This is a genomic window from Flavobacterium aquaticum, from assembly GCF_003259835.1.
Classification (GTDB): Bacteria; Bacteroidota; Bacteroidia; order Flavobacteriales; family Flavobacteriaceae; genus Flavobacterium; species Flavobacterium aquaticum.
Map to the genome: position 1 here is coordinate 39,277 of NZ_QLMI01000003.1, position 21,257 is coordinate 60,533.

General features: G+C 32.0%; 21 protein-coding genes. 14 read left to right on the plus strand and 7 right to left on the minus strand.

The window, feature by feature from the left end; translation table 11 throughout:
• Positions 1-648 carry a metal-dependent transcriptional regulator gene (locus B0I03_RS05240; protein ID WP_026725513.1) on the minus strand — a complete coding sequence of 216 codons (648 nt, stop codon included), beginning with the start codon at positions 646-648 and terminating at the stop codon, positions 1-3.
• An 84-nt stretch (positions 649-732) separates the two neighbouring features.
• Here B0I03_RS05240 and B0I03_RS05245 point away from each other — a divergent pair, with 84 nt between their 5' ends.
• The 8 genes from B0I03_RS05245 to B0I03_RS05280 all read left to right on the plus strand — a co-directional run bounded on the left by B0I03_RS05245 (position 733) and on the right by B0I03_RS05280 (position 8,529).
• On the plus strand, positions 733-2,928 hold the full coding sequence (locus B0I03_RS05245; RefSeq protein WP_111566415.1) for a TonB-dependent receptor: 2,196 nt from the start codon (positions 733-735) through the stop codon (positions 2,926-2,928).
• Entirely contained in the window at positions 2,928-4,091 is a 1,164-nt protein-coding gene (locus tag B0I03_RS05250) for a lycopene cyclase family protein (RefSeq protein ID WP_111566416.1), read from the plus strand. Before B0I03_RS05245 ends, B0I03_RS05250 begins: the two co-directional genes overlap by 1 nt.
• Positions 4,088-4,990, plus strand: coding sequence for a hypothetical protein (locus tag B0I03_RS05255; RefSeq protein ID WP_111566417.1), 903 nt, complete (start codon positions 4,088-4,090; stop codon positions 4,988-4,990). The genes B0I03_RS05250 and B0I03_RS05255 overlap by 4 nt, the downstream gene beginning before the upstream one ends.
• 119 nt (positions 4,991-5,109) lie before the next feature.
• Positions 5,110-5,520, plus strand: a complete 411-nt coding sequence (locus B0I03_RS05260) for a BrxA/BrxB family bacilliredoxin (RefSeq protein WP_111566418.1) — start codon at positions 5,110-5,112, stop codon at positions 5,518-5,520.
• A 52-nt stretch (positions 5,521-5,572) separates the two neighbouring features.
• Complete coding sequence (locus B0I03_RS05265; protein WP_111566419.1) at positions 5,573-5,959, plus strand: hypothetical protein; 387 nt, start codon at positions 5,573-5,575, stop codon at positions 5,957-5,959.
• Positions 5,960-6,058: 99 nt separating this feature from the next.
• A complete protein-coding gene (locus B0I03_RS05270; protein ID WP_181452348.1) occupies positions 6,059-6,793 on the plus strand; it encodes a lysophospholipid acyltransferase family protein in 735 nt (244 codons plus the stop codon).
• Positions 6,794-6,815: 22 nt separating this feature from the next.
• The gene (locus B0I03_RS05275) at positions 6,816-7,814 is read left to right on the plus strand and encodes an acyl-ACP desaturase (RefSeq protein WP_111566421.1); all 999 of its coding nucleotides are present in this window, start codon (positions 6,816-6,818) and stop codon (positions 7,812-7,814) included.
• Between the two features lie 70 nt (positions 7,815-7,884).
• Complete coding sequence (locus B0I03_RS05280) at positions 7,885-8,529, plus strand: HD domain-containing protein (protein WP_111566422.1); 645 nt, start codon at positions 7,885-7,887, stop codon at positions 8,527-8,529.
• Positions 8,530-8,593: 64 nt separating this feature from the next.
• Here the strand turns inward: B0I03_RS05280 and B0I03_RS05285 are convergent, their stop codons facing one another.
• The 4 genes from B0I03_RS05285 to hemH are packed head-to-tail and all read right to left on the minus strand — an operon-like array spanning position 8,594 to position 12,441.
• Positions 8,594-9,370, minus strand: a complete 777-nt coding sequence (locus B0I03_RS05285) for an enoyl-CoA hydratase/isomerase family protein (RefSeq protein ID WP_111566423.1) — start codon at positions 9,368-9,370, stop codon at positions 8,594-8,596.
• A 15-nt stretch (positions 9,371-9,385) separates the two neighbouring features.
• Entirely contained in the window at positions 9,386-10,798 is a 1,413-nt protein-coding gene (locus B0I03_RS05290) for a sensor histidine kinase (RefSeq protein ID WP_111566424.1), read from the minus strand.
• Between the two features lie 56 nt (positions 10,799-10,854).
• Positions 10,855-11,412 carry a CopD family protein gene (locus B0I03_RS05295; protein WP_111566425.1) on the minus strand — a complete coding sequence of 186 codons (558 nt, stop codon included), beginning with the start codon at positions 11,410-11,412 and terminating at the stop codon, positions 10,855-10,857.
• A 3-nt stretch (positions 11,413-11,415) separates the two neighbouring features.
• A complete protein-coding gene (gene hemH / locus B0I03_RS05300) occupies positions 11,416-12,441 on the minus strand; it encodes a ferrochelatase (protein ID WP_111566426.1) in 1,026 nt (341 codons plus the stop codon).
• Positions 12,442-12,657: 216 nt separating this feature from the next.
• On the opposite strand from hemH, the gene B0I03_RS05305 reads away from it, so the two are divergent.
• The 6 genes from B0I03_RS05305 (at position 12,658) to B0I03_RS05330 (ending at position 17,532) form a co-directional block, all read left to right on the plus strand.
• Positions 12,658-13,386: a hypothetical protein gene (locus B0I03_RS05305; RefSeq protein ID WP_111566427.1), complete on the plus strand. Its 729-nt coding sequence runs from the start codon at positions 12,658-12,660 to the stop codon at positions 13,384-13,386.
• A 41-nt stretch (positions 13,387-13,427) separates the two neighbouring features.
• Entirely contained in the window at positions 13,428-14,210 is a 783-nt protein-coding gene (locus B0I03_RS05310) for a hypothetical protein (protein ID WP_111566428.1), read from the plus strand.
• Positions 14,211-14,222: 12 nt separating this feature from the next.
• Positions 14,223-15,047, plus strand: coding sequence for a hypothetical protein (locus B0I03_RS05315; RefSeq protein ID WP_111566429.1), 825 nt, complete (start codon positions 14,223-14,225; stop codon positions 15,045-15,047).
• Positions 15,048-15,158: 111 nt separating this feature from the next.
• Positions 15,159-15,914: a hypothetical protein gene (locus B0I03_RS05320; protein ID WP_111566430.1), complete on the plus strand. Its 756-nt coding sequence runs from the start codon at positions 15,159-15,161 to the stop codon at positions 15,912-15,914.
• A 15-nt stretch (positions 15,915-15,929) separates the two neighbouring features.
• Positions 15,930-16,700 (plus strand): hypothetical protein, encoded by a 771-nt coding sequence (locus B0I03_RS05325; protein ID WP_111566431.1) that lies wholly within the window; start codon positions 15,930-15,932, stop codon positions 16,698-16,700.
• A 10-nt stretch (positions 16,701-16,710) separates the two neighbouring features.
• Positions 16,711-17,532: a hypothetical protein gene (locus B0I03_RS05330; RefSeq protein WP_111566432.1), complete on the plus strand. Its 822-nt coding sequence runs from the start codon at positions 16,711-16,713 to the stop codon at positions 17,530-17,532.
• A 24-nt stretch (positions 17,533-17,556) separates the two neighbouring features.
• Here the strand turns inward: B0I03_RS05330 and B0I03_RS05335 are convergent, their stop codons facing one another.
• Both B0I03_RS05335 and B0I03_RS05340 read right to left on the minus strand, forming a co-directional pair.
• A complete protein-coding gene (locus B0I03_RS05335; protein ID WP_111566433.1) occupies positions 17,557-18,429 on the minus strand; it encodes a helix-turn-helix transcriptional regulator in 873 nt (290 codons plus the stop codon).
• Between the two features lie 152 nt (positions 18,430-18,581).
• The gene (locus tag B0I03_RS05340; RefSeq protein ID WP_181452349.1) at positions 18,582-20,984 is read right to left on the minus strand and encodes a T9SS type B sorting domain-containing protein; all 2,403 of its coding nucleotides are present in this window, start codon (positions 20,982-20,984) and stop codon (positions 18,582-18,584) included.
• Positions 20,985-21,257 lie beyond the last annotated feature (273 nt).

Sequence of the window (21,257 nt, forward strand, 5' to 3'; positions counted from 1 at the left end):
TTATTGTACATATAAATTATTAGCAATTTTATTCGAAATCGTTAAGCGTTTTCCATCGATTTCAACGGTTAAGGTATCATCAAAATCTTCTTTGTCGATTACTTTTACAACCGAACCTAATGCAATTTTTTGCTTATCTAAATATTTTAAAAAATCGGTAGAAGAATCTTTCACGCCAACGCAATGAAACGAAGCGTTAATTTCAACTTCGGATAATAATTGTTTTTCAATTTTCTTAATCACGCCTTTCGCATCGGGAATAGGATCTCCATGTGGATCAGCGACTGGAAACCCTAAAAAAGCATCCAATTTATTAATCAATTGTTCCGATTTGATGTGTTCTAATTCTTCTGCTATTTCGTGTACTTCATCCCAAGAAAAACCTAATTTATCTACTAGAAAAACTTCCCATAAACGGTGTTTTCTTACAATCATTTTTGCTGAATGCAAACCTTTATCAGTAAGCGTAACGCCTTGGTATTTCTGATAACTTACCAAATCTTTATCCGAAAGTTTCTTCATCATGTCGGTAACCGATGACGCTTTGGTATCGAGCATACCTGCTATAGCATTCGTATTAACGCCTTTTGGAGACACCAAAGACAAATGATAAATAACTTTTATATAATTTTCTTCCGAAATGGTCATAAACAATTCATTTTGACAAATATATAAAGTTTTTTTAGTTTTGTAAATGTTTTATTTTTAGTTTTGTCTAAATTTAATTTTACAATGTTTAAAATATTTATTTATACCACTCTATTTTTTTCGATTTTTACCTTTTCACAAAACACTATAAAGGGTAAAGTAACCGCTAAAAATGAAGCTTTGGCATTTACCAACATTTATATAAAAGAACTAAACAAAGGAGTGGAAACCAATGAAAATGGTTTGTATGAATTCAAAGATATTCCTAATGGTTCTTATACAATTACCGCTTCATACATTGGGTTTAAGCCCGAAAAAAAGAAAATAACGCTAACAGAAAACACCGAAACAGCCCTTAATTTTAACTTAATTGAAGATGCAAACACATTAGAGGATGTGGTGATTTCTGGAACACTAAAACCTGTTTCAAGAATGGAAACACCAGTTCCTGTTGAAGTGTATACAACAGCCTTTTTAAAGAAAAACCCAACCTCCAATATTTTTGAAGCTTTACAAAATGTAAATGGTGTTCGACCACAACTCAATTGTAACATTTGCAACACTGGCGACATTCATATTAACGGATTAGAAGGTCCGTACACGATGGTTACGATTGATGGAATGCCGATTGTGAGTGCACTTTCTACGGTTTATGGTTTGTCTGGAATTCCGAATTCTTTGATTGATAGAGTTGAAGTAGTAAAAGGTCCAGCTTCAAGTTTGTATGGAAGTGAAGCGGTTGGCGGACTAATAAACATAATTACCAAAAAACCAACAACTGCTCCCTTATTTTCAGCCGATATTTTTTCGACTTCTTGGTTAGAAACCAATGTCGATTTAGGTTGGAAAAGTACTGTTGGAAAGAAAGCAACAACTTTAGTTGGTATCAATTATTACAACTACAACCAGCCAATTGACAATAACAACGATAATTTTACCGATGTTACCTTGCAAGAACGCATTTCCATCTTCAACAAATGGAACTTTGAGCGAAAAAATAACAAAGAGTTCACCATCGCAGGAAGATTATTTTACGAAGACCGCTGGGGTGGCGAAATGCAATGGAATAAATCCTATCGTGGTGGTGCAGAAGTGTATGGTGAAAGTATTTATACAAAACGTATGGAACTTTTAAGCAAATATCAATTACCAACTATAGAAAACATGTATTTGTCGTTTTCAATGACGGCACATGACCAAAATTCGGTGTATGGAAACACGATTTACTTGGCGAATCAAAAAATTGCTTTCGGACAATATACTTGGGATAAAAAGTTAGAAAACCATAATTTACTATTGGGCGCAGCTTTTCGTTATCAATACTATGACGATAATACAACAGCAACTCTTTCGGCAGAACAGACAAAAATTTATAGTGTTTTTCTTCAAGATGAAATAAAATTGGCTGAAAAACATCATATTTTATTAGGTGCTCGATACGATTACAACAACAATCACGGAAACATTTTTACACCTAGAATTGCTTACAAATGGAATCCAACAGAAAACGATGTATTTCGAATTAATGCGGGAACTGGATTTCGAATTGTAAATTTATTTACCGAAGAACATGCTGCTTTAACGGGTTCAAGAGAAGTTGTAATTACCGAAGATTTAAAACCTGAAACTTCGTACAACATCAATTTGAATTATTTGAAGAAAATTAGATTTGAAAACGGTACTTTTTTAGGATTTGAAACTTCGGCTTGGTATACGTATTTTAACAATCAAATTATTCCAGATTATGACACAAATCCTGACCAAATCATTTATTCGAACTTAAACGGATATGCACAAACCTTAGGGATAAGTGGCAATATCGATTTGGTTACACCTTTCGGAATAAAAGCAATTCTTGGTTTTACCATTATGGAACCAAAAAACGTGCAAAACGGAGTGAGTTCAACACCTGTTTTAACTGAAAAATATAGTGCTAATTGGGCAATAACGTACGATATTCCAAAATGGTTTTTATCTATTGATTATACTGGAAATTTATATGGACCGATGCGATTACCCATTTTAGGTGATTTAGATCCAAGACCTGAGTATTCTCCTATTTGGAGTTTGCAAAACATTCAGTTTACTTATAAAAAATTTCGTAGTTTTGAACTTTATGGTGGGGTAAAAAATATGTTGAATTGGACACCAAATAAAGGAACTCCATATTTAATAGCTGGAGCAGAAGATCCTTTTGGCGAAAATTTTGACGCAACTTATGTGTATGCGCCCAATCAAGGAATTAGAGGTTTTTTAGGAATTCGATATACTATTTTTTAATGCAACATTATCATTACATTTTCACAGGTTCAGGATTATCGGCTTTAATGACCGTTTACGAATTGCTTTTATCTGGAAAATTTGACGACAAATCTATTTTACTAATTGATGAGAATACTAAAAAAGTAAACGATAGAACTTGGTGTTTTTGGGATGAAAACAATTTATTTGATGAAATCGTCTCAAAAAAATGGAATCAAGCTGTTTTTGCGAATGAAAAATTTAATCGAGTTTTAGAATTAACGCCTTATCAATACAAGAAAATTAATGGTTTAGATTTTTATGAATTGGTTTTCAAGAAGATTTCCGAACATAAAAACATCCATTTTCTGAACCAAAAAGTAGTCGATTTTACCGAATTAGGAAATCATTGCGTTGTAAAAACGGAACAAGAAACCTTTACTTGTAACAAGATTTTTAATTCCATTTATAATCCAGAAGTTGTTACAGCGCAAACCAAATTCCCATTAATTCATCAACATTTTATCGGTTGGTTTATCAAAAGTAAAGAAGCGGTTTTTACTCCAAATTGTGCTACTTTCATGGATTTTTCGGTGGAACAAAAAGGCAATACGCGTTTTATGTATGTTTTACCAACATCAGAAAATGAAGCTTTGTTAGAATATACGTTGTTTTCAAAAGATTTACTTTCAAAAGAGGAATATGAATCTGAAATTCAGAAATACATTAAAAATCTAGGAATAACAGAATACGAAATCATCGAAAAAGAACAAGGAAATATTCCAATGACGTGTTATCCTTTTTGGAAACACAATACTAAAAACGTTATCAATATTGGGTCGGCTGGCGGTTGGACAAAAGCAAGTACAGGATATACTTTTAAAAATGCATCCAAAAAATCGAAAGCTTTAGTTCAGTTTTTAGAAAAAAGTATCTCGACTTCGCTCGATATGACAGATTTTAGAAAGTTTCATAAGAAAGATAAATTTTGGTTCTATGATTTGTTGTTGTTGGATATTTTGAGCTCAAAAAATGAATTAGGTTCCAAAATATTTTCTTCGATGTTTAAAAGTGGAAATTCGACAGTGATTTTTAAATTTTTAGATGAAGAAACTCCTATTTGGGAAGATTTACAAGTGATTTGGAGATGCCCAAAAATGATGTTTGTGAAAGCGTTAATTAAAAGATTGCTCAAATTATGAAAAAAAGCTTATTCCTTATTTCTATTATTACTTTAACAATTGTTTCTTGCAAAAGTACTTTTACAAAAATTGATGACAAGAATGCAAATTATATACCTTACTATTTAAAAGCATACGAAGCTGACAGTCTATGTTTAGTTGGAAATTATCAACGATCATATGAAATTTTAGACAGCTTATTTAAAAAATTTGAGCCAGCAAACATGAAAAATGTTAATGAATATTCTACTTATATTGCTTGCTGTGTGATGACGGGGAATACTGATAACTTAGACACAAAAATAAGAGACGGAATTTTAAAGTATGGGAGCATAATTAAAAGTCATCCTGATGGTGATTCAATATATAATAGACTATTTAATATTACAAAATTTTCAAGAGAAGAAATGAAATTGTTAGGTGAAAAATATGACAAAAGGTTTAATAAAGAATTAAGAAATAGAATAATTAGAATGCATGATGAAGATCTGAGTGCAAGAACTCCATCTCTTAATCATGAAAAAATGAATGAATTTCAAAAAAAACATGAAAAAGAAATTGAAGAAATTATAAAAAAATATGGTTATCCACACCAAAACTTAGTTGGTTATATTTTAAATGATAAAAATGAACCCATAAATTTTGACGTTATTCTCTTTCATCAAACTACCGAAAACAAAAAAAAATATGTTTCTCTTCTTTATGAAAATCTAGTAAAAGGAAATATATCTCCCTTTGAATATGGCAGTATAATTGACAAAATTTATCTTGACAATAGCAAATTATATTATGGAACATTTATTGGAAAGGAACTATTAATAAATCCAAAAAAAATAGATTCAACACGAAAAACTATTGGATTGCCTTCATATGGTTATGAAGAATGGTCGTTTAAAAAAACATTCCCTGACTTAAAATAATCTTTACAATTTAATTACTCCAAACTATCAAATCATAACAAATCTTTATGAATTGGTTTTCTATAACAAGCAAAAAACTTTGTAACTTTGCCATTCGTTAACTTATAACAATATACATTATGTATCCAGAAGAAATGGTAAAACCAATGCGCGCTGAATTAACAGAAGCTGGTTTTCAAGAATTATATAGCGCTGAAGCAGTAGAAAATGCTTTAAAAAATGAAGGAACTACGTTAGTAGTAATCAACTCTGTTTGTGGTTGTGCAGCAAGAAATGCACGTCCAGGAGCAAAAATGAGTTTAGATGGCGCAAAAAAACCTTCACAATTAGTAACTGTTTTTGCAGGAGTTGATAAAGATGCAGTTGATGCAGCACGCCAACACATGTTTCCTTTTCCTCCGTCTTCGCCTTGTATGGCTTTATTTAAAAATGGTGAGTTAGTTCACATGTTAGAACGTCATCATATCGAAGGTCGTCCGGCAGAATTAATTGCTGAAAATTTAAAAGACGCTTACAACGAATTTTGCTAATATTTTTTAGCGCAACCTTTTCATGATTTTTGAATCTTATTAGAAAAAGATTATGAAAACTATCATTCGAATTTTGCTCTTATCAATACTTTTGCAAAGTTTTCAATGTGATGAAAATGAGCCAAATGTTTCAGAAATAACACCTGAACAATTGATTGAGAAAAAACAAGAGATTCTTGATTATATAAACAGTTTTTCGTGTACTAACACATCAAATTGTAACTACATCGCATTTGGCGCTAAACCTTGTGGTGGACCAAGAGAGTTTTTAGTTTTTCCTAGTACTGTTAATCAAACTACATTGGAAAACTTGGTAAATGAATATTATGAAATGGATTATCAATACAATATACAAACAGGAGCTGTTTCAGATTGTATGGTAGTAAGTCCTCCTAATAATACTGATTGTGTAAATGGTTCTTGTGTAATTATAGAATAAAAATACAAGCATTATACTATGCTGGCATACAATAAAATCCATCAAAACATTGGTGGATTTTTATTTTATAGCTTACTTTTGCCTAAATTGGTTTTTTACATGGAAAAAATTCTTTCATACCCACTTTCAATTCTATATACAATAGTTTTTTTTATTTGGTTGTTGATCTTTCATCCAATTCAATGGGTTTGTTTTAATTTATTTGGATACAATGCACATCGCATTAGTGTTGCATATTTGAATCTTTGCTTAGTTAGAACCGCGCATTTACTTGGTACAACATATCATATTAAAGGCATGGAAAATGTTCCTGAAAACAAACCTTTAATTATTGTTGCCAATCACCAAAGTTTACACGATATCACAACTATTATTTGGTTTTTAAGAAAAGTACATCCAAAATTCATCAGTAAAATTGAATTAGGAAAAGGGATTCCTAGTGTTTCTTATAATTTAAAACATGGCGGTTCGGCTTTAATTGACAGAAAAGATCCAAAACAAGCTTTACCAGAAATTAAAAAAGTAGCCGAATTAATTAACAATAATAACTACTCGGTTGTCATATTCCCAGAAGGAACAAGAAGCAAAACTGGAACACCTAAACCTTTCGCGGTTAATGGATTAAAAATGTTATACAAATTTGCACCAGATGCCTACTTTTTACCAATAACTATAAATAACTCATGGAAAATGACTAAATTTGGTACTTTTCCTCTCGGACTAGGAACTCGTTTAGAATTTACTATTCATGAGCCATTAAAAATATCCGAACATCCTTTCGAAGAAATTTTTGAAAAAACCGAAACCATAATTACAAAACATATTAAAAAATAACCCCATTTAAAATACAACCCCCATGTCTATACAAAACGTCCGTTTAGAAGTGATGCAATTTTTAGAAAAAAAAGTGGATCATTTCATGGAAGAATTCTTAATCCCTGTCGAAAAAATTTGGCAACCAACTGATTTATTACCTGATTCTTCTAAAGAAAATTTTTTAGAGGAAGTAAAAGAACTACGCGAAATTGCTAAAGATTTACCTTATGATTTTTGGGTAGTTTTAGTTGGAGACACTATTACTGAAGAGGCTTTACCTACATACGAAACTTGGTTAATGGATGTTGAAGGCGTTTCGCAAAAAGGAGAAAAGGGCGATAACGGTTGGGCTAAATGGTTACGCCAATGGACAGGAGAAGAAAACCGTCATGGTGATGTTTTAAACAAATACTTATACCTTTCGGGAAGAGTCAATATGCGTGAGGTTGAAATTACAACACAGCATTTAATCAACGATGGTTTTGACCCAGGAACTGATAGAGACCCATACAAAAACTTTGTTTTTACCAGTTTTCAAGAATTAGCTACGTATGTTTCGCACAATCGTGTAGCACAAATGGCAAAGAAATTTGGCGATAAAAAACTACACAAAATGTGTAATTTAATTGCTGGAGACGAAATGCGTCATCACTTAGCGTATAGCGAATTTGTGAAACGTATTTTTGAAATTGACCCAAGCGAAATGATGTTATCGTTTCAATACATGATGAAGAAAAAAATTACCATGCCAGCGCATTTAATTAGAGAATCAGGTGAAAGTATTGGAACTGCATTCGAAAAATTCTCAGAATCAGCGCAACGTTTAGGAGTTTATACTGCAATGGATTATGTAGATATTCTTCAAAAATTAAATGAAAAATGGGAGATTGATAAAATTTGTAATCTTACCGATGAAGCTGAAAAAGCACGTGACTATTTAATGAAATTACCTGCTAGAATGACAAAAATTTCAGAACGATTAGTCGTTCCTGCTGAAGGAGAACTTTTTAAATGGGTACAACCTGCTTTGATAAAATAACATTCGAAAAATAAAATTTCAGATTCCAAATTCAATTATGAGTTTGGAATTTTTTTTGTAAATTAGAACCATGCAAATTATCAATAATACTATCCTTTTTGTAAAGAATCAACTAGCTCATGCTGAGGGCGGTCACGATTGGTTTCACATTGAACGTGTTTATAAAAATGCTTTATTAATTGCCGAAGAAGAGGAATGTGATGTAACCGTAGTAAAACTTGGAGCGCTTTTACACGATATTGCCGATTCTAAATTTCATGGTGGTGATGAAACGGTTGGCCCAAAAACAGCAAGAACTTTTTTAGAATCGCAAAATGTTTCAGAAGACATCATTTTACACGTAATTGCTATTATTGAAAATATTTCGTTTAAAGGCGGAAATTTCGAAAAGAAATTCAATTCCAAAGAATTAGAAATTGTTCAAGATGCTGATAGATTAGATGCGCTTGGCGCGATTGGAATTGCTCGTACTTTTAATTATGGAGGTTTTAAAAATCGTCCGTTGTACAATCCGAATATTCAACCAAACTTGAACATGAGTAAGGAAGAGTATAAGAATAGTGAATCGCCAACATTAAATCATTTTTACGAAAAACTTCTACTTCTTAAAGACAAAATGAACACCGAAACAGGTAAAAAAATTGCTCAAAAACGCCACGATTTTATGGTGACATTTTTAAGTCAGTTTTATGCTGAATGGGATGGGCAAGAATAGAAAACAGTGTTCAGTTACAAGTTGCTAAAATCAGATAACTTAAAACTGAACACTGAATACTTAATTATCTCCCAGGAAATTCCGCTTTACGTTTCTCTAAAAATGCCGTTGTTCCTTCTTTAAAATCTTCAGTTCCAAAAGAAAGACCAAAGTTTTTAATTTCTACTTCATAACCGTTTGTTCCATCTTCAAAATTAGAATTTATTGCTTCGATAGCTTTTGCGATAGCTACACTTGAATTTTTAGTGATTTTAGTTGCGATTCCTTTTGTGAAATCTAATAATTCCTCTTGAGCTACAACATGGTTTACTAATCCGTAGTTTTTAGCGGTTTCAGCGTCAATCATTCCTGCTGTCATAATCATTTCCATAGCACGACCTTTTCCTACTAATTGCGCTAAACGTTGTGTTCCTCCATAACCTGGAATAACTCCTAAAGTCACTTCTGGTAATCCCATTTTTGCATTTGTTGAAGCTGCTCTAAAATGACAAGCCATTGCCAATTCTAATCCGCCACCAAGAGCAAAACCATTAACTGCTGCAATTACTGGAGTGCTTAAATTTTGCACAAAATCAAACAATAGGGCTTGACCTTCAGCGGCTAATTTTCCACCTTCTTCTACTGAAAAATTGGCGAATTCTGAAATATCGGCTCCAGCTACAAAAGCTTTTTCACCACTACCCGTTACAATAATTGCTTTTACTGATTTATCTTCGTTTAACGATTTAAATCCATCGTGTAATTCTTGAATAGTTGCCTTATTTAAAGCATTTAATTTAGTAGGTCTGTTAATCGTTACAATTGCAATAGCATCTTGTTTTTCAATAAGAATATTTTCCATTTTTGTTTGTTTTGATTATTTATTTATTGGGAAAGAAACCAAAAATTCGGTTCCTACATTTGGTTCTGTTTCAAAGGTAATCGTTCCGTTATAATTTTCTATGATATTTTTAATAATAGCTAAACCAAGTCCCATTCCGCTTGATTTTGTGGTGAATTTTGGTTCAAAAACACGTTCCTGATTTTCTGTTGAAATTCCTTTTCCGTTATCTTTTACTGCGATTTTAACTTCGTTATCTTGTCTAAAAACCGTCACAAAAACCAACTTGTTTTCCTGTTCTTCGGGAATTGCTTGAATTGCATTTTTAACCAAATTTGTAATCACACGGATTAATTGTGTTCTATCTAACTTGGCAATAATTTCGTCTTCTAATGCTGAAAACTGAATAAAATCTTCATTAAAAATTTCCAAAGCCATTTTTACAATTCGAACTACATTTAAAGTTTCGTTTTGCTGTGCTGGCATGGTTGCAAAGTTTGAAAAAGCACCCGCAACAGCTGTCATCGTATCAATTTGCTGTAAAATAGTTTTAGTGTAATCGTCTAGTTTTTTTGTAATATTTGGGTCGCTTGGGTCAAATTTTCGTTGAAAACTTTGCACGGTTAATCGCATTGGCGTAAGCGGATTTTTAATTTCATGTGCTACTTGCTTTGCCATTTCGCGCCAAGCTTGTTCTCTTTCGCTTTGAGCTAAAATGGTAGCACTTTCTTCTAATTTATCCACCATGTTATTGTAAGAGTCAATTAAAAGATTAATTTCTTTACTTCCATCTTCGATTACAATTTTTTCGTTACGTTGATTTAATTGAGTTTCCTGAATTTTATCACTAATAATTTTTAATGATTTTGTAATGTAGCTCGATAAAAAATAAGAAAGAACAATGGCAATGAAAAACATAAAAGTATAAACCTGTCCAAAACGAATTAAGAAATTTTGAACTTCATTATCGTAAAATTCCGCATCTTCTTCATAAGGTAAATTTAAAATAGCGAGAGGCTTAAATTTATTATCTTTTAAATAAGAATAGGATGACCTAAAGGTCCTATCCTCAATTTTTGAAAATTCTATATATCTTTTATCTAAAGAAGATTGAATAATTTTTAAAGTCGAAGGATTTATTTTTGGTTTGTCTTTGTCTAATTTAAAAATGGCTTTTGATGAAATTAACAAGTTTCCTTTTAAATCGAAAAAATTAATTTCCATACTATGAATATCTGCTAACTCGAAAATTTTATCTTTAAAAATTAGCGGAATATTCTTTGTGTTTAGTGGATAAGTGGTTGTTTGTAAAACATAATTTATGTGTTCAGCAATTGCAGTTTCTTTTCGTTCTAAACGGTCTTGATGGTATTCACGAGCCTCTTTTCTAAATTGATAAATGGAAACTGTAGCAATAAGTATAGACGCAATAAGTGTTAAGAATATCATGGATAGAAATATTCTTATTCGTAGTGAAAGATTTTTGATGTTAAAAATTCTATCCATTACCTATTTTGGTTCTTCTCTCTTATTTTTTTATACAATTTGAATCCCATCATTATTAAAATCGAAAAAACAAAAATTCCAATAACCCCATAAATCCAGTTGATTGCATTCTTTAAAATTACTAAAAAAACAACTGCAAATAATATTATCGTGGCGCCTTCATTCCAAATTCTAAAAAAATTACCCGAATGTTTTACTTCGTTATTTTGTAATTGTTTAAAAATTTGATGACACTTTAAATGATACAAATACAATAAAAACACAAATGCCAATTTTACATGCATCCATGGTTGGGTTAACCAAACATTTCCAACTTCGGTAAAAAACAACATCCAAAAAGCGAAAACACTAGCTAAAACAGCACTTGGCCAAGTAATAATGTACCACAAACGGTATTGCATTAATTGGTATTGTTTTATTAAAATATCTTGCTCTGGTTGCGCTTTTTGTTTGGCTTCTGCATGATATACAAATAAACGAACAATGTAAAACAACCCAGCAAACCAAGTGATTACAAAGATTAAATGTAGTGATTTTATGTAGTTGTAAAGTTCCATTTTTTATTGATTTTGAAAAGCCCATTGGTCAATCCATCGGCTCATGGTTTTAACCCAATCTTCACTATCGTTCAAACAAGGCACTGATAAAAAATTTTCTCCTCCATTTTCTTTAAAACTATGAGCAGCCTCCATTCCAATTTCTTCTAAAGTTTCTAAACAATCCGAAACGAACGCAGGAGTTACAACAGCTAAATTTTTAATGCCTTTTTGAGCTAATCCATCAATGGTAGCATCGGTATAAGGTTGTAACCAAGGATCGCGACCTAAACGAGATTGAAAAGAGGTACTGTATTTTCCTTCTTCCAAACCTAAAAATTCGGCTACTTGCTTAGTTGTTTCATAACATTGATGACGGTAGCAAAACTCGTGTGCTTTTGATGGCGTATTGCAACAACTTCCATCTATTTTACAATGCGATTTTGTTACATCCGATTTTTTAATGTGTCGCTCTGGAACTCCATGATAAGAAAACAATAAATAATCTGATTTAAAATTATCTAAAGCCGATTTAATAGAATTAGACAAATCACGAACATAATCAGGTTGGTTGTAAAAAGCAGGAAGAACCGTAAATTCCATATTTGGAAATTGTTTTTTTCGAATTTCTTCGGCTAACACCAAAATAGTTTCAGTAGTTGCCATAGCAAACTGAGGATATAATGGAATTAATAAAACCTCATCTACACCTTGATTGTGTAATTCTTTTAAACCAAATTCAATACTTGGATTTCCGTAACGCATAGCTAAAGAAACAGGAATACTAACTTGCTCTTTAACTTTATCTTGTAAACGTTTTGATAAAACAATTAATGGAGAACCTTCTTCCCACCAAATTTTTTTATACGCTTTAGCCGATTTTTTTGGACGAGTATTCAAAATAATTCCTTTTACCAAAAGCGCTCTAAGTAAATAAGGAACATCTATAACGCGTTCATCCATTAAAAATTCATCTAAATATTTTCTAACATCTTTTGGTTCAGGACTATCTGGCGAACCTAAGTTAATTAATAGTACTCCTTTTTTCATTTTCTTTTTTTTTCAAAAATACTATTTAATTATCAAAAAAATAATGCCGTAGGATTAATCTTAAAGCAAATTCAACTACTTATCGGAAAAAATATACATTTTATCGAATTTTTGTTAAAATTACAATATTATTAACAATAAAATTTTTTTTAAATTAAATAATATTTAATTTAGTGGAAGAATTATTGCATTATTAATAATTAAAATCGTTGAATTATGGAGAAACATTACATTAAATTACTAATTTGGTTTGTTTCAACTTCAGCATTTTCTCAAGTGCAAGGAGTAGGCATCAACGAAGACAACCCACAACAAGCTCTTCATTTAGGTTCTACAAACGGAACTATACGTGTTGATGGATTAAACGCAACAAATTCTACATATAATGGTGGCGGAACAGCTACATACCCTCTTTATGTAGATGGAAATGGAAATTTAACATTAGAATTCAAGCCTTTATATAATAGCGATGGCTCTGATGCTTTAGATCATGCTATTTTACCAGGGTCTGTTGTAACACTTCCCGCAGGTGATAATGACGGTTTAATTGTGGGTGAACTTTTTAATTTTACCATTGCTGTTAATAGAGCATCCATTCTTGAAGTAAAATACAATGTTAGTATGGATGTTTTTTTAAATCCTGCCGAAACAGCTATTTCAGACAGAAGAGCTAGACGAGTAAACACCTATTTTCAGGTGAATGGAGCAGGCAGAAAATATGGACAATCTGGAAAATGTTACACAGGTGGAAGCACCGATGGAGAAACAGGAAAACTGTTTAACACTAGTACTTCTTACATTTCATTACCCGCTGCAGGATCTTATGTAATTCGTTTTTATGGTGAGGTTTCATCTGGAATTACAAACTCCACTGCAAATACAGGTTTGGCTACTTGCGTAAAATTTGCAAGAGGTAACGACTCATTACTATTCAGGCTTCACTAAATACTTTATAACAGTATTATAATTCTTTAATCCCCAAAATTATGAAAAATCAATACTTATGTTTATTGTTTTGTACTTCTATAAGCTTTAGTCAAGTTGGTATAGGAACTACAAACCCACAAGAAGAACTTCACGTTTCCGGAAATACATCAACTATTAGAATAGAAGGATTAAGTAGCACAAACAATGTGTTAAATGATGGAATAAAAAATGCTCGTGTTTATGTAAATTCTAATGGAAATTTAACATTAACCCCTCCAAATTACACAGCGGGAGGAAGTGGTAATGGCAATTTACCCATTAACTTTTTAATTGATGTTCCTAATTTTATTCCTGATAATATTGATGGGTTACCAGCACCTTATAACAGTTTGGGAAGAATAATTAATAGCGACTTAACACAAGAAGGCGTTGAAGGATTTATTTACAGTGTAACATTTACAGTTCCTGCTGCTTGTACTGTAGAAGTTAAGCATGGAGTTACTTTAGTTATTTCTGGCTCAAATATGCTGACACCAAGTTTAGCTTACATCAATGATAGCAAGACTAGAACCATTGAAACATTCTTTTGTTTTGACATCAACAACGACGGTTTAAGTCCTGCAGAAAAAGCTATTGAATATGGAAATAAAGGACAATTTTATTGCTCAGTTGCAGGAGGCTCTTTAGGTTATCCTTATATGAATAGCCAAGGATATGCTACATTACCACCCGGAACGCATTCAATCCATTTCTTCGGAAAAGTTCAAGACCCACCAAGCACATTTACAAGTGTTGGATTTGGTGGTGCAACAGATTATTTAAAACTACGTGTATATAATTAAACCCCTACAATCATGAGAAAATATTTTACCCCAATTATTTTTACATTTTGCATTTCAGTTAATGGACAAGTAGGTGTAAATACGACAAATCCACAAGAAGAATTACACGTAGGAGGTTCAAATTCTACTATTAGAATTGATGGATTAAACACCCCTAACAATATTAATAATTTAGGAATAGCTTCTTCAACACCCGTTTATGTTGATGCAGATGGAGATTTAGTTTTAGGAACTTTAACCGACAATGTTGAAATTCTGTTTGACTCAGAAAATTATTTAGTTGACGTTCAAGACCCAACTTCATTAATAAACCAAGTAGGTAGCGGTGCTGGTTTTAGTCAAGGCGGAATACCAATTGGAGGTGCTGCAATATCATTCACATTAACTAAACCCGCTATTGTTGAAGTTAATTACTCAGTAAGCTGGAATGTTGGAAAAAATGTTACTGCAACCTCTCGTATTGATGATTTTAGAGCTAGAATTGTTCAAACAGCAATGTATTTTAGACAAAATAATTATTTAGGACCAGCTGTAATTAACGATTATTATGGTAATCCTATAAATGGCGGACCTTGGTGTATTACAAGTAACTGTATGGAACTTGGAGGTTTATTAGCTATTAATGGTCAATTTTACAATAATATTGCAGGAAATCAAGGTGAATGGAGAAACTACAGAAATACAGCATCTGATTATGTGGTTTTAGGACCAGGTACTTACACTCCTATGTTTGCTGCACAACTTGCCGTTGGAGATACTGGTGGAACAGGTGCTGTAAAATTATATTTAGGAGTAGGAATGGATGAGGTTCAAATAATTGCGTACTATTTTAACTAAATTTTTAAAAATAATTTGCTTTTTATCGGTAAATAATGTGTTTTGTCGATTATTTAATGCAAAATATTGAATATCAGAAAAATATTTAGATTTTTGAGGAAAAGGTAGAGCATGAAATCAAAAATTATTTTTCTGATATTTTTTTTTATTGGAATAACCTCAAACGCACAAGTTAGCGGTGTAGGAATCAACAAAGACAATCCTCAGCAAACACTTCATTTAGGCTCACAAACAGGTACAATTCGAGTTGACGGATTGAATTCTACAAACAATTCATTTAACGGTGGAGGTGTTGATAAAACATATCCTTTATATGTAGACCACAATGGCGATTTAACGTTAAAAGTTTCTGCTTATCAAAACAGTGATGGTTCAGATGCCTACACAACTGCCGCTGTCAATGGAACAGTGTCTATTACTACAGCTCAATTACCAAATGATGGTTATGAAACTGTTGAAATAACTTCTTACACTTTTACAGTTGCCAGAAACACTACACTAGAAATAAAATACTCTTTGAGTGTGGAAGTTTTTCAAGACAATCTACTAACTATTGTTAAAGACCCATACGCCAGAAACATAACTAATTTTTTTACACTAAACACACCTACATTAACCTCAACAACAAGAAGATACGCTCCAAGTTCAAAATGCTATTTTAACAGAAATGATATTGCAACAAACCCTGCAGCTGCTCCAGATGCTGCTACGGGATACATTTATAATAGCGGAACAACTTACATGTATTTAACTCCAGGCACACACACCGTAAGATTTTACGGAACAGTATGTTCGGGGTCAGCTAACAGAAATACATTTGTTAGATTTGCTGGTGGACCAGACTCTATTTTTATTCGTTTATACTAATCCCCTACTGTAATTATGAAGAAAACAATATTTTATATAGCATTCATTTTGTCTTGTAATTTTTCTTTTTCTCAAGTAGGAATTGGAACAGATAATCCACAAAAAGATTTACATGTTGCAGGTACAAATTCTACTATTCGTATAGAAAGTTTAAATTCTACAAATGAACCCGTTTTAAATGTAGCTCCAAAATTAGCCCCTGTTTATGTAACTGGCGATGGAGACTTAACCTTAAACCCTCCTGGCTTTACAACTGGAGGTGGTGTTGGCACAAACGAACCTTTAAATTTTTTAATTAGTATCCCAAATTTTGTTCCAAATGGCCCTTTTGGAGATGGAACTGTTGTTGCGAACCCAGTTGGTGTAACTACTGCCGTAAATCAAATAGTTTCAGTACCTTTTTCAAGTCCTCAAGAAGCATTAATAGAAGTTCGCTATGCTATGACAATTGACCTTTCTGACCAGTTTTTACCCGCTGCAGCTGCTTCTACTTTCAGTGATGTTTCTGCAAGAACTGTACGTTGTTATTTCTATATCGATTTAAATAGTGATGGTTTAGATGCTACAGAACTCTCTAAAAGATATGGTTTACACGGAGAAGCCTATACTTCTTATGCACAAGGCTCTGTTGGATACGCTTTTATTCACGGTGTTGGATATGGAAACATCCCTGCTGGCAATCATTCATTAGTTTTTTATGGAGAAACTGCAGACGGTAACAACAGAGACACCTACGTAGGTTTTGGAGGTTCATCAGATTATTTAAAAATTCGTATTTACAACTAAAGAATTAGTTATGAAAAAAATATTTTTATTCTTATTTACATTTTCTTCACTACTTGGATTGGCTCAAGTAGGCGTAAACAATACAAACCCACAAGAAGAATTACACATCTCGGGCACTAATTCAACTATTCGTATCGAAGGCTTAAATTCAACTAATAATCCATTAAATTTAGGCGATAAAGAAAATACTCGTGTTTACGCCAACTCAAATGGAGACTTGGTTTTAAACAATGCTCCAACAAATATTGAAGTACTATTTAATCCCGCAAATTACCTAAATGATCCTTTAGATACAGGAGGAGCAGATTCAAACCAAGTAAATCAAACTGGAGTTGGTTCTGGATATTCACAAGCAGGGTGGCCACGCCAAACAGGTGCAGGTTTATCAACTTTTACATTAACAAGGCCTGCAATTGTAGAAATTAATTATGCCATTTCATACGAAATATATAAATCTGGAAATCCTATAGATGATTACCATGCACGTACTGCTCAATTTTATGTTTATTTAAGACAAACTGGCCCTGCAGGAGCTATAGTTACAACAGATTATGATGGAAATCCAATTGATTTTGCAGGAAACCCAGGAGCCATGGGATATAGCGGTAACTTTTATACTAACGGAAGTACCTTAGGAGCTGGTGGAGGCGAAGGATTTGATAAAAAGTTCTACGCAACTGGACATGATTACATAAAATTAGGCCCAGGAACTTATTGCCCAATGTTTGCAGGGATATTGTTTGTTGCCGACACAGGAGGAACTGGAGCTGTTAAAATGCAAATGGGTGGTGGAGATGATGAAGTTGTGATTATCGCACACTATTATAATTAAAAAAAGAGCCTTAGGGCTCTTTTTTTATACGTTAGAATTAATCGACATCAAATATTTTTTTGGCGTTGTTCCAAATTTCTTTTTAAAAGCAGCTATAAAATGACTTCCTGTACTATATCCAATTTTTAATCCAACTTCATTTACATTATAGGAACCACTATCTAGTAACTGACGTGCATAATCCATTTTATAATCAAACAAAAATCCATAAACGGTATCACCATAAATTTGTTTAAAACCTATTTTTAATTTTTTTAGACTCAATCCTACTTGATCTGATAAAACTTCTAATGTTGGAGGTTCAGCCATATTAGCAATGATGATTTCCTTTGCCTTTTTTATTTTTAAAACGTTTTCTTCATCAATTAAAAACGGACATTGTTCTGCATTTGGATCTTCAGAACGATTGAAATATAAACTCAACAATTCGTAACCCTTACCTTTATAGTATAAATTTTTAATAAACGAGTTTAAATTATAATGGAAAATTTGACTTAAAACAATTGACATAGATGGACTAATGTCGTTCTCTTTATAGTATTTCTTATCCTTATTCTCATCGCTTAAAAAAGGGATATTTTCTGCCTCTGAAGAAAATAGTCCATGAAATTTTTTTATGGATACAATTACAGAAATTATCCAAGTATTAGGTGCTAATTCTAAATGTATTGGCAATTCTTTTTGTGGATTGTAAAACAAAAGCGATTTTTCTTCTTTTAAATCCAAAGCGTAACTCCCTTGATTAAAAATAAATTTTCCCTTTCCTTTAATACCAAAATGAAACTGAATAAGACCTTGGCTTACTGGTCGTTCTATTTTAATTGTTTCGTTACTATCATTTTGAAAACGCAATAAAATAAACTCATTTTCAATTTTTATTTCTTCTAATGAAGCCATAGCGCTGTTTTTTTCTTGTTATTTGGGGTATTCAAATTTATGAATAAATACCGATAAAAACTTTAGTTTTCATCATATCTTGTAAAGAAATAAGATACTGTTTTTATTATTATTTTAAACATTTTTTGAAGATTATTTCCAATTCTGAAACATTATCTAATTAAAGTAAAATGTGATTTAAAGGTTCGTTTAATTCCACATTCGTCATAATCTAATACAAACCAATAATCTGTTGAAGGAAGTTTATACCCGTTATAAGTTCCATCCCAACCTACTTCATCCTGACGAATTTGTTTTAACAATTTTCCATAACGATCAAAAATAGACAAAGTAGTATCTGAGTTTTCTAAAAAAACATTCCAAAAGTCATTATATCCGTCATTGTTTGGTGAGAAAAATTTGGGATAATCAAAAACAAAAACCGAAGAAGAAAGATTTGTACAACCATATATATCTGTAACATTTACTGTATGGCAACCCGGATTTACATTTTCAAATGTATTAGAATCTTGGAAATTTCCATTATTTAATTGATACAAAAGCAAACTATTAACATTGTCAACATTAGCAATTATAGTTGTATTGTAAGTAGATATAGTTAAATTAGAAAAGCTTTCTACAACCAAAACTTGCCAAGTTGCTGGTGGACTACATGAGTTGTTTGGAGTAAAAGTATAAATTCCGCTTTGAGTATTACTAATACTTGTAGGAGACCAAGTTCCGATAATTCCATTTGTATTAGGAAAAGTTATAATTCCTCCATAACAAACTGCAGTATCTTCAAAACTTATATTATTGTTTTGGTTTACAACAACTGTCCATTGTGCAGAATTGAAGCATCCCTCATCCGGAATGAAAGTATACGTATTACTATTCGTATTACTAACAATTGCAGGAACCCAAACTCCACTAACATTATTAGTACTTGGAAAAGCAATGGACTGTCCTTCACAAATACTAACATCAGTAAAATTGATACTTATCTCACTATTAATTTCAACATTAATAGTAATCGGATTGGCACATTGACCTTGATTAGGTGTAAAAGTATAAGTAGTTATACCAATGTTGGTGGTGTTAACTGAACTTGGTTGCCAAGTTCCAGCAATTCCATCTACCGAAGTTAAAGGCAAAGTGTCTGGCACTTGGTTTTGGCAATAAGTTAATGTGGAGAAATTAAATATAGGTGTACTATAATTTAAATCATTTGGAGTAAATAGTAGTTTATAAGTATTGCTATAGCAATCCGAAATTATACTACATGTAATTACGTAATCTTCATTTGGAATTGGAAATTGCAATGTAGGATTTGAATCTGTCGAGGTTCCTATGATAACAAGTGGATTATTGGCATACGCTAATTGCCAATTATAACTGTTAATATTATTGTTGTTTTCGAGCGATAATTGTAGCCCGTTGCACAATTCGTTCTCAATAACAATGCTATTATGTGGTACTAGATAGTTTAACTGATTAGGTAATCCCGCTAATGAAATACCTCCACCAATATATTGTTGTTCGGCAACATAATCACAATTTAGTCCCAATAGGTTAGGATTATTTATAACACCAATACGTCCATTAGGTGAATTTAAAATCGGTCGTGCAATATATATTTTCTCATCGGGAGCAAGTTGCATCGATAATAAACCATTCGTTGAAGACATTATTGTTGTTTTTGAAGCAATAAAATCACTGTTTGAATTTGTAGTTACATCATATTGATATATTCTTCTTCCAGAACATTTATATAACACTTTACTGTCGGGAGAAAATTCTGTACCATATTGATTTTCACCTGATGTTCTGTCTGTAAATTTATCCGTAATTAACCCTGTATTATTATCAAAATTAAATACATAAAAACCATAATAAATACTACTTGTAGGTACTGTAAATGAAAGAAGTTTATGATTTGGCGAAACCTTCATTTGTCCTGGCCTTGCATCTACAAAAAGACTAGTTGTACTTATAACAGGAACGGTGTTAAAACCACTACTAGATACACGGTAGGTATAAAAATCATTACTATCTACAACTTTACAAATTACCCAATAATCACAACCATTACTATGCGGAACAACACAAACTTTCTCTGTTGTAGTGGTTCCAAAAAGATGACTATTCTTATTTACAGTAACAGCACCTAATCCATTATCCAAATTCATATCAATTTCGGAAAACCGAACTCCTTTATCAGCAGCAACAGGAGCATCAGCTGAATAATCATCTAGAGTAACAAGGAAATATCTATCAAAGCGTTTTTTTATAAAATTATAAGTGCCTGGATATGGTATGATAGCAGAAGATTGAGATGATGAATTGTGTCCTGCTAAATTATCTCCATTTGACATTATTTGGAAAATTCTATTCCAAACTTTTTCCCCATTAGTATAAAACAACAAATTTCCATCACTATCACTTATTGTAGAACAACCTTCAGAAGAAAACATACCACCAGCAGGCAAATCTAAAAGAGGGGTTGGAGGATTATTATTAAAATTTAATCCTGCATTTCCGCCAAAATACCAAATATTAGCTTCTCCTTGTGCCATTACTGAAACACAATAAAAAATAAATAGATAGGGTAAGCGCCTTGTTATTTTTTCGAAAAATATTTTTTTATAAAATGAACCCATAGCGACATTTTTACGTATGTATTTATGTGAATATCAAAAATCATTATTTAGAATTAATCTACATAGTTAATTTGTAAACACTAGATAACATAACAAATTTAAAAAAAATATAAGAAAAAGACTTATTTATCTTTAAAATATCGTTGAGCGACATAAAAAGTCCTTCAAGCGTTGTTTTTATAAAATTGG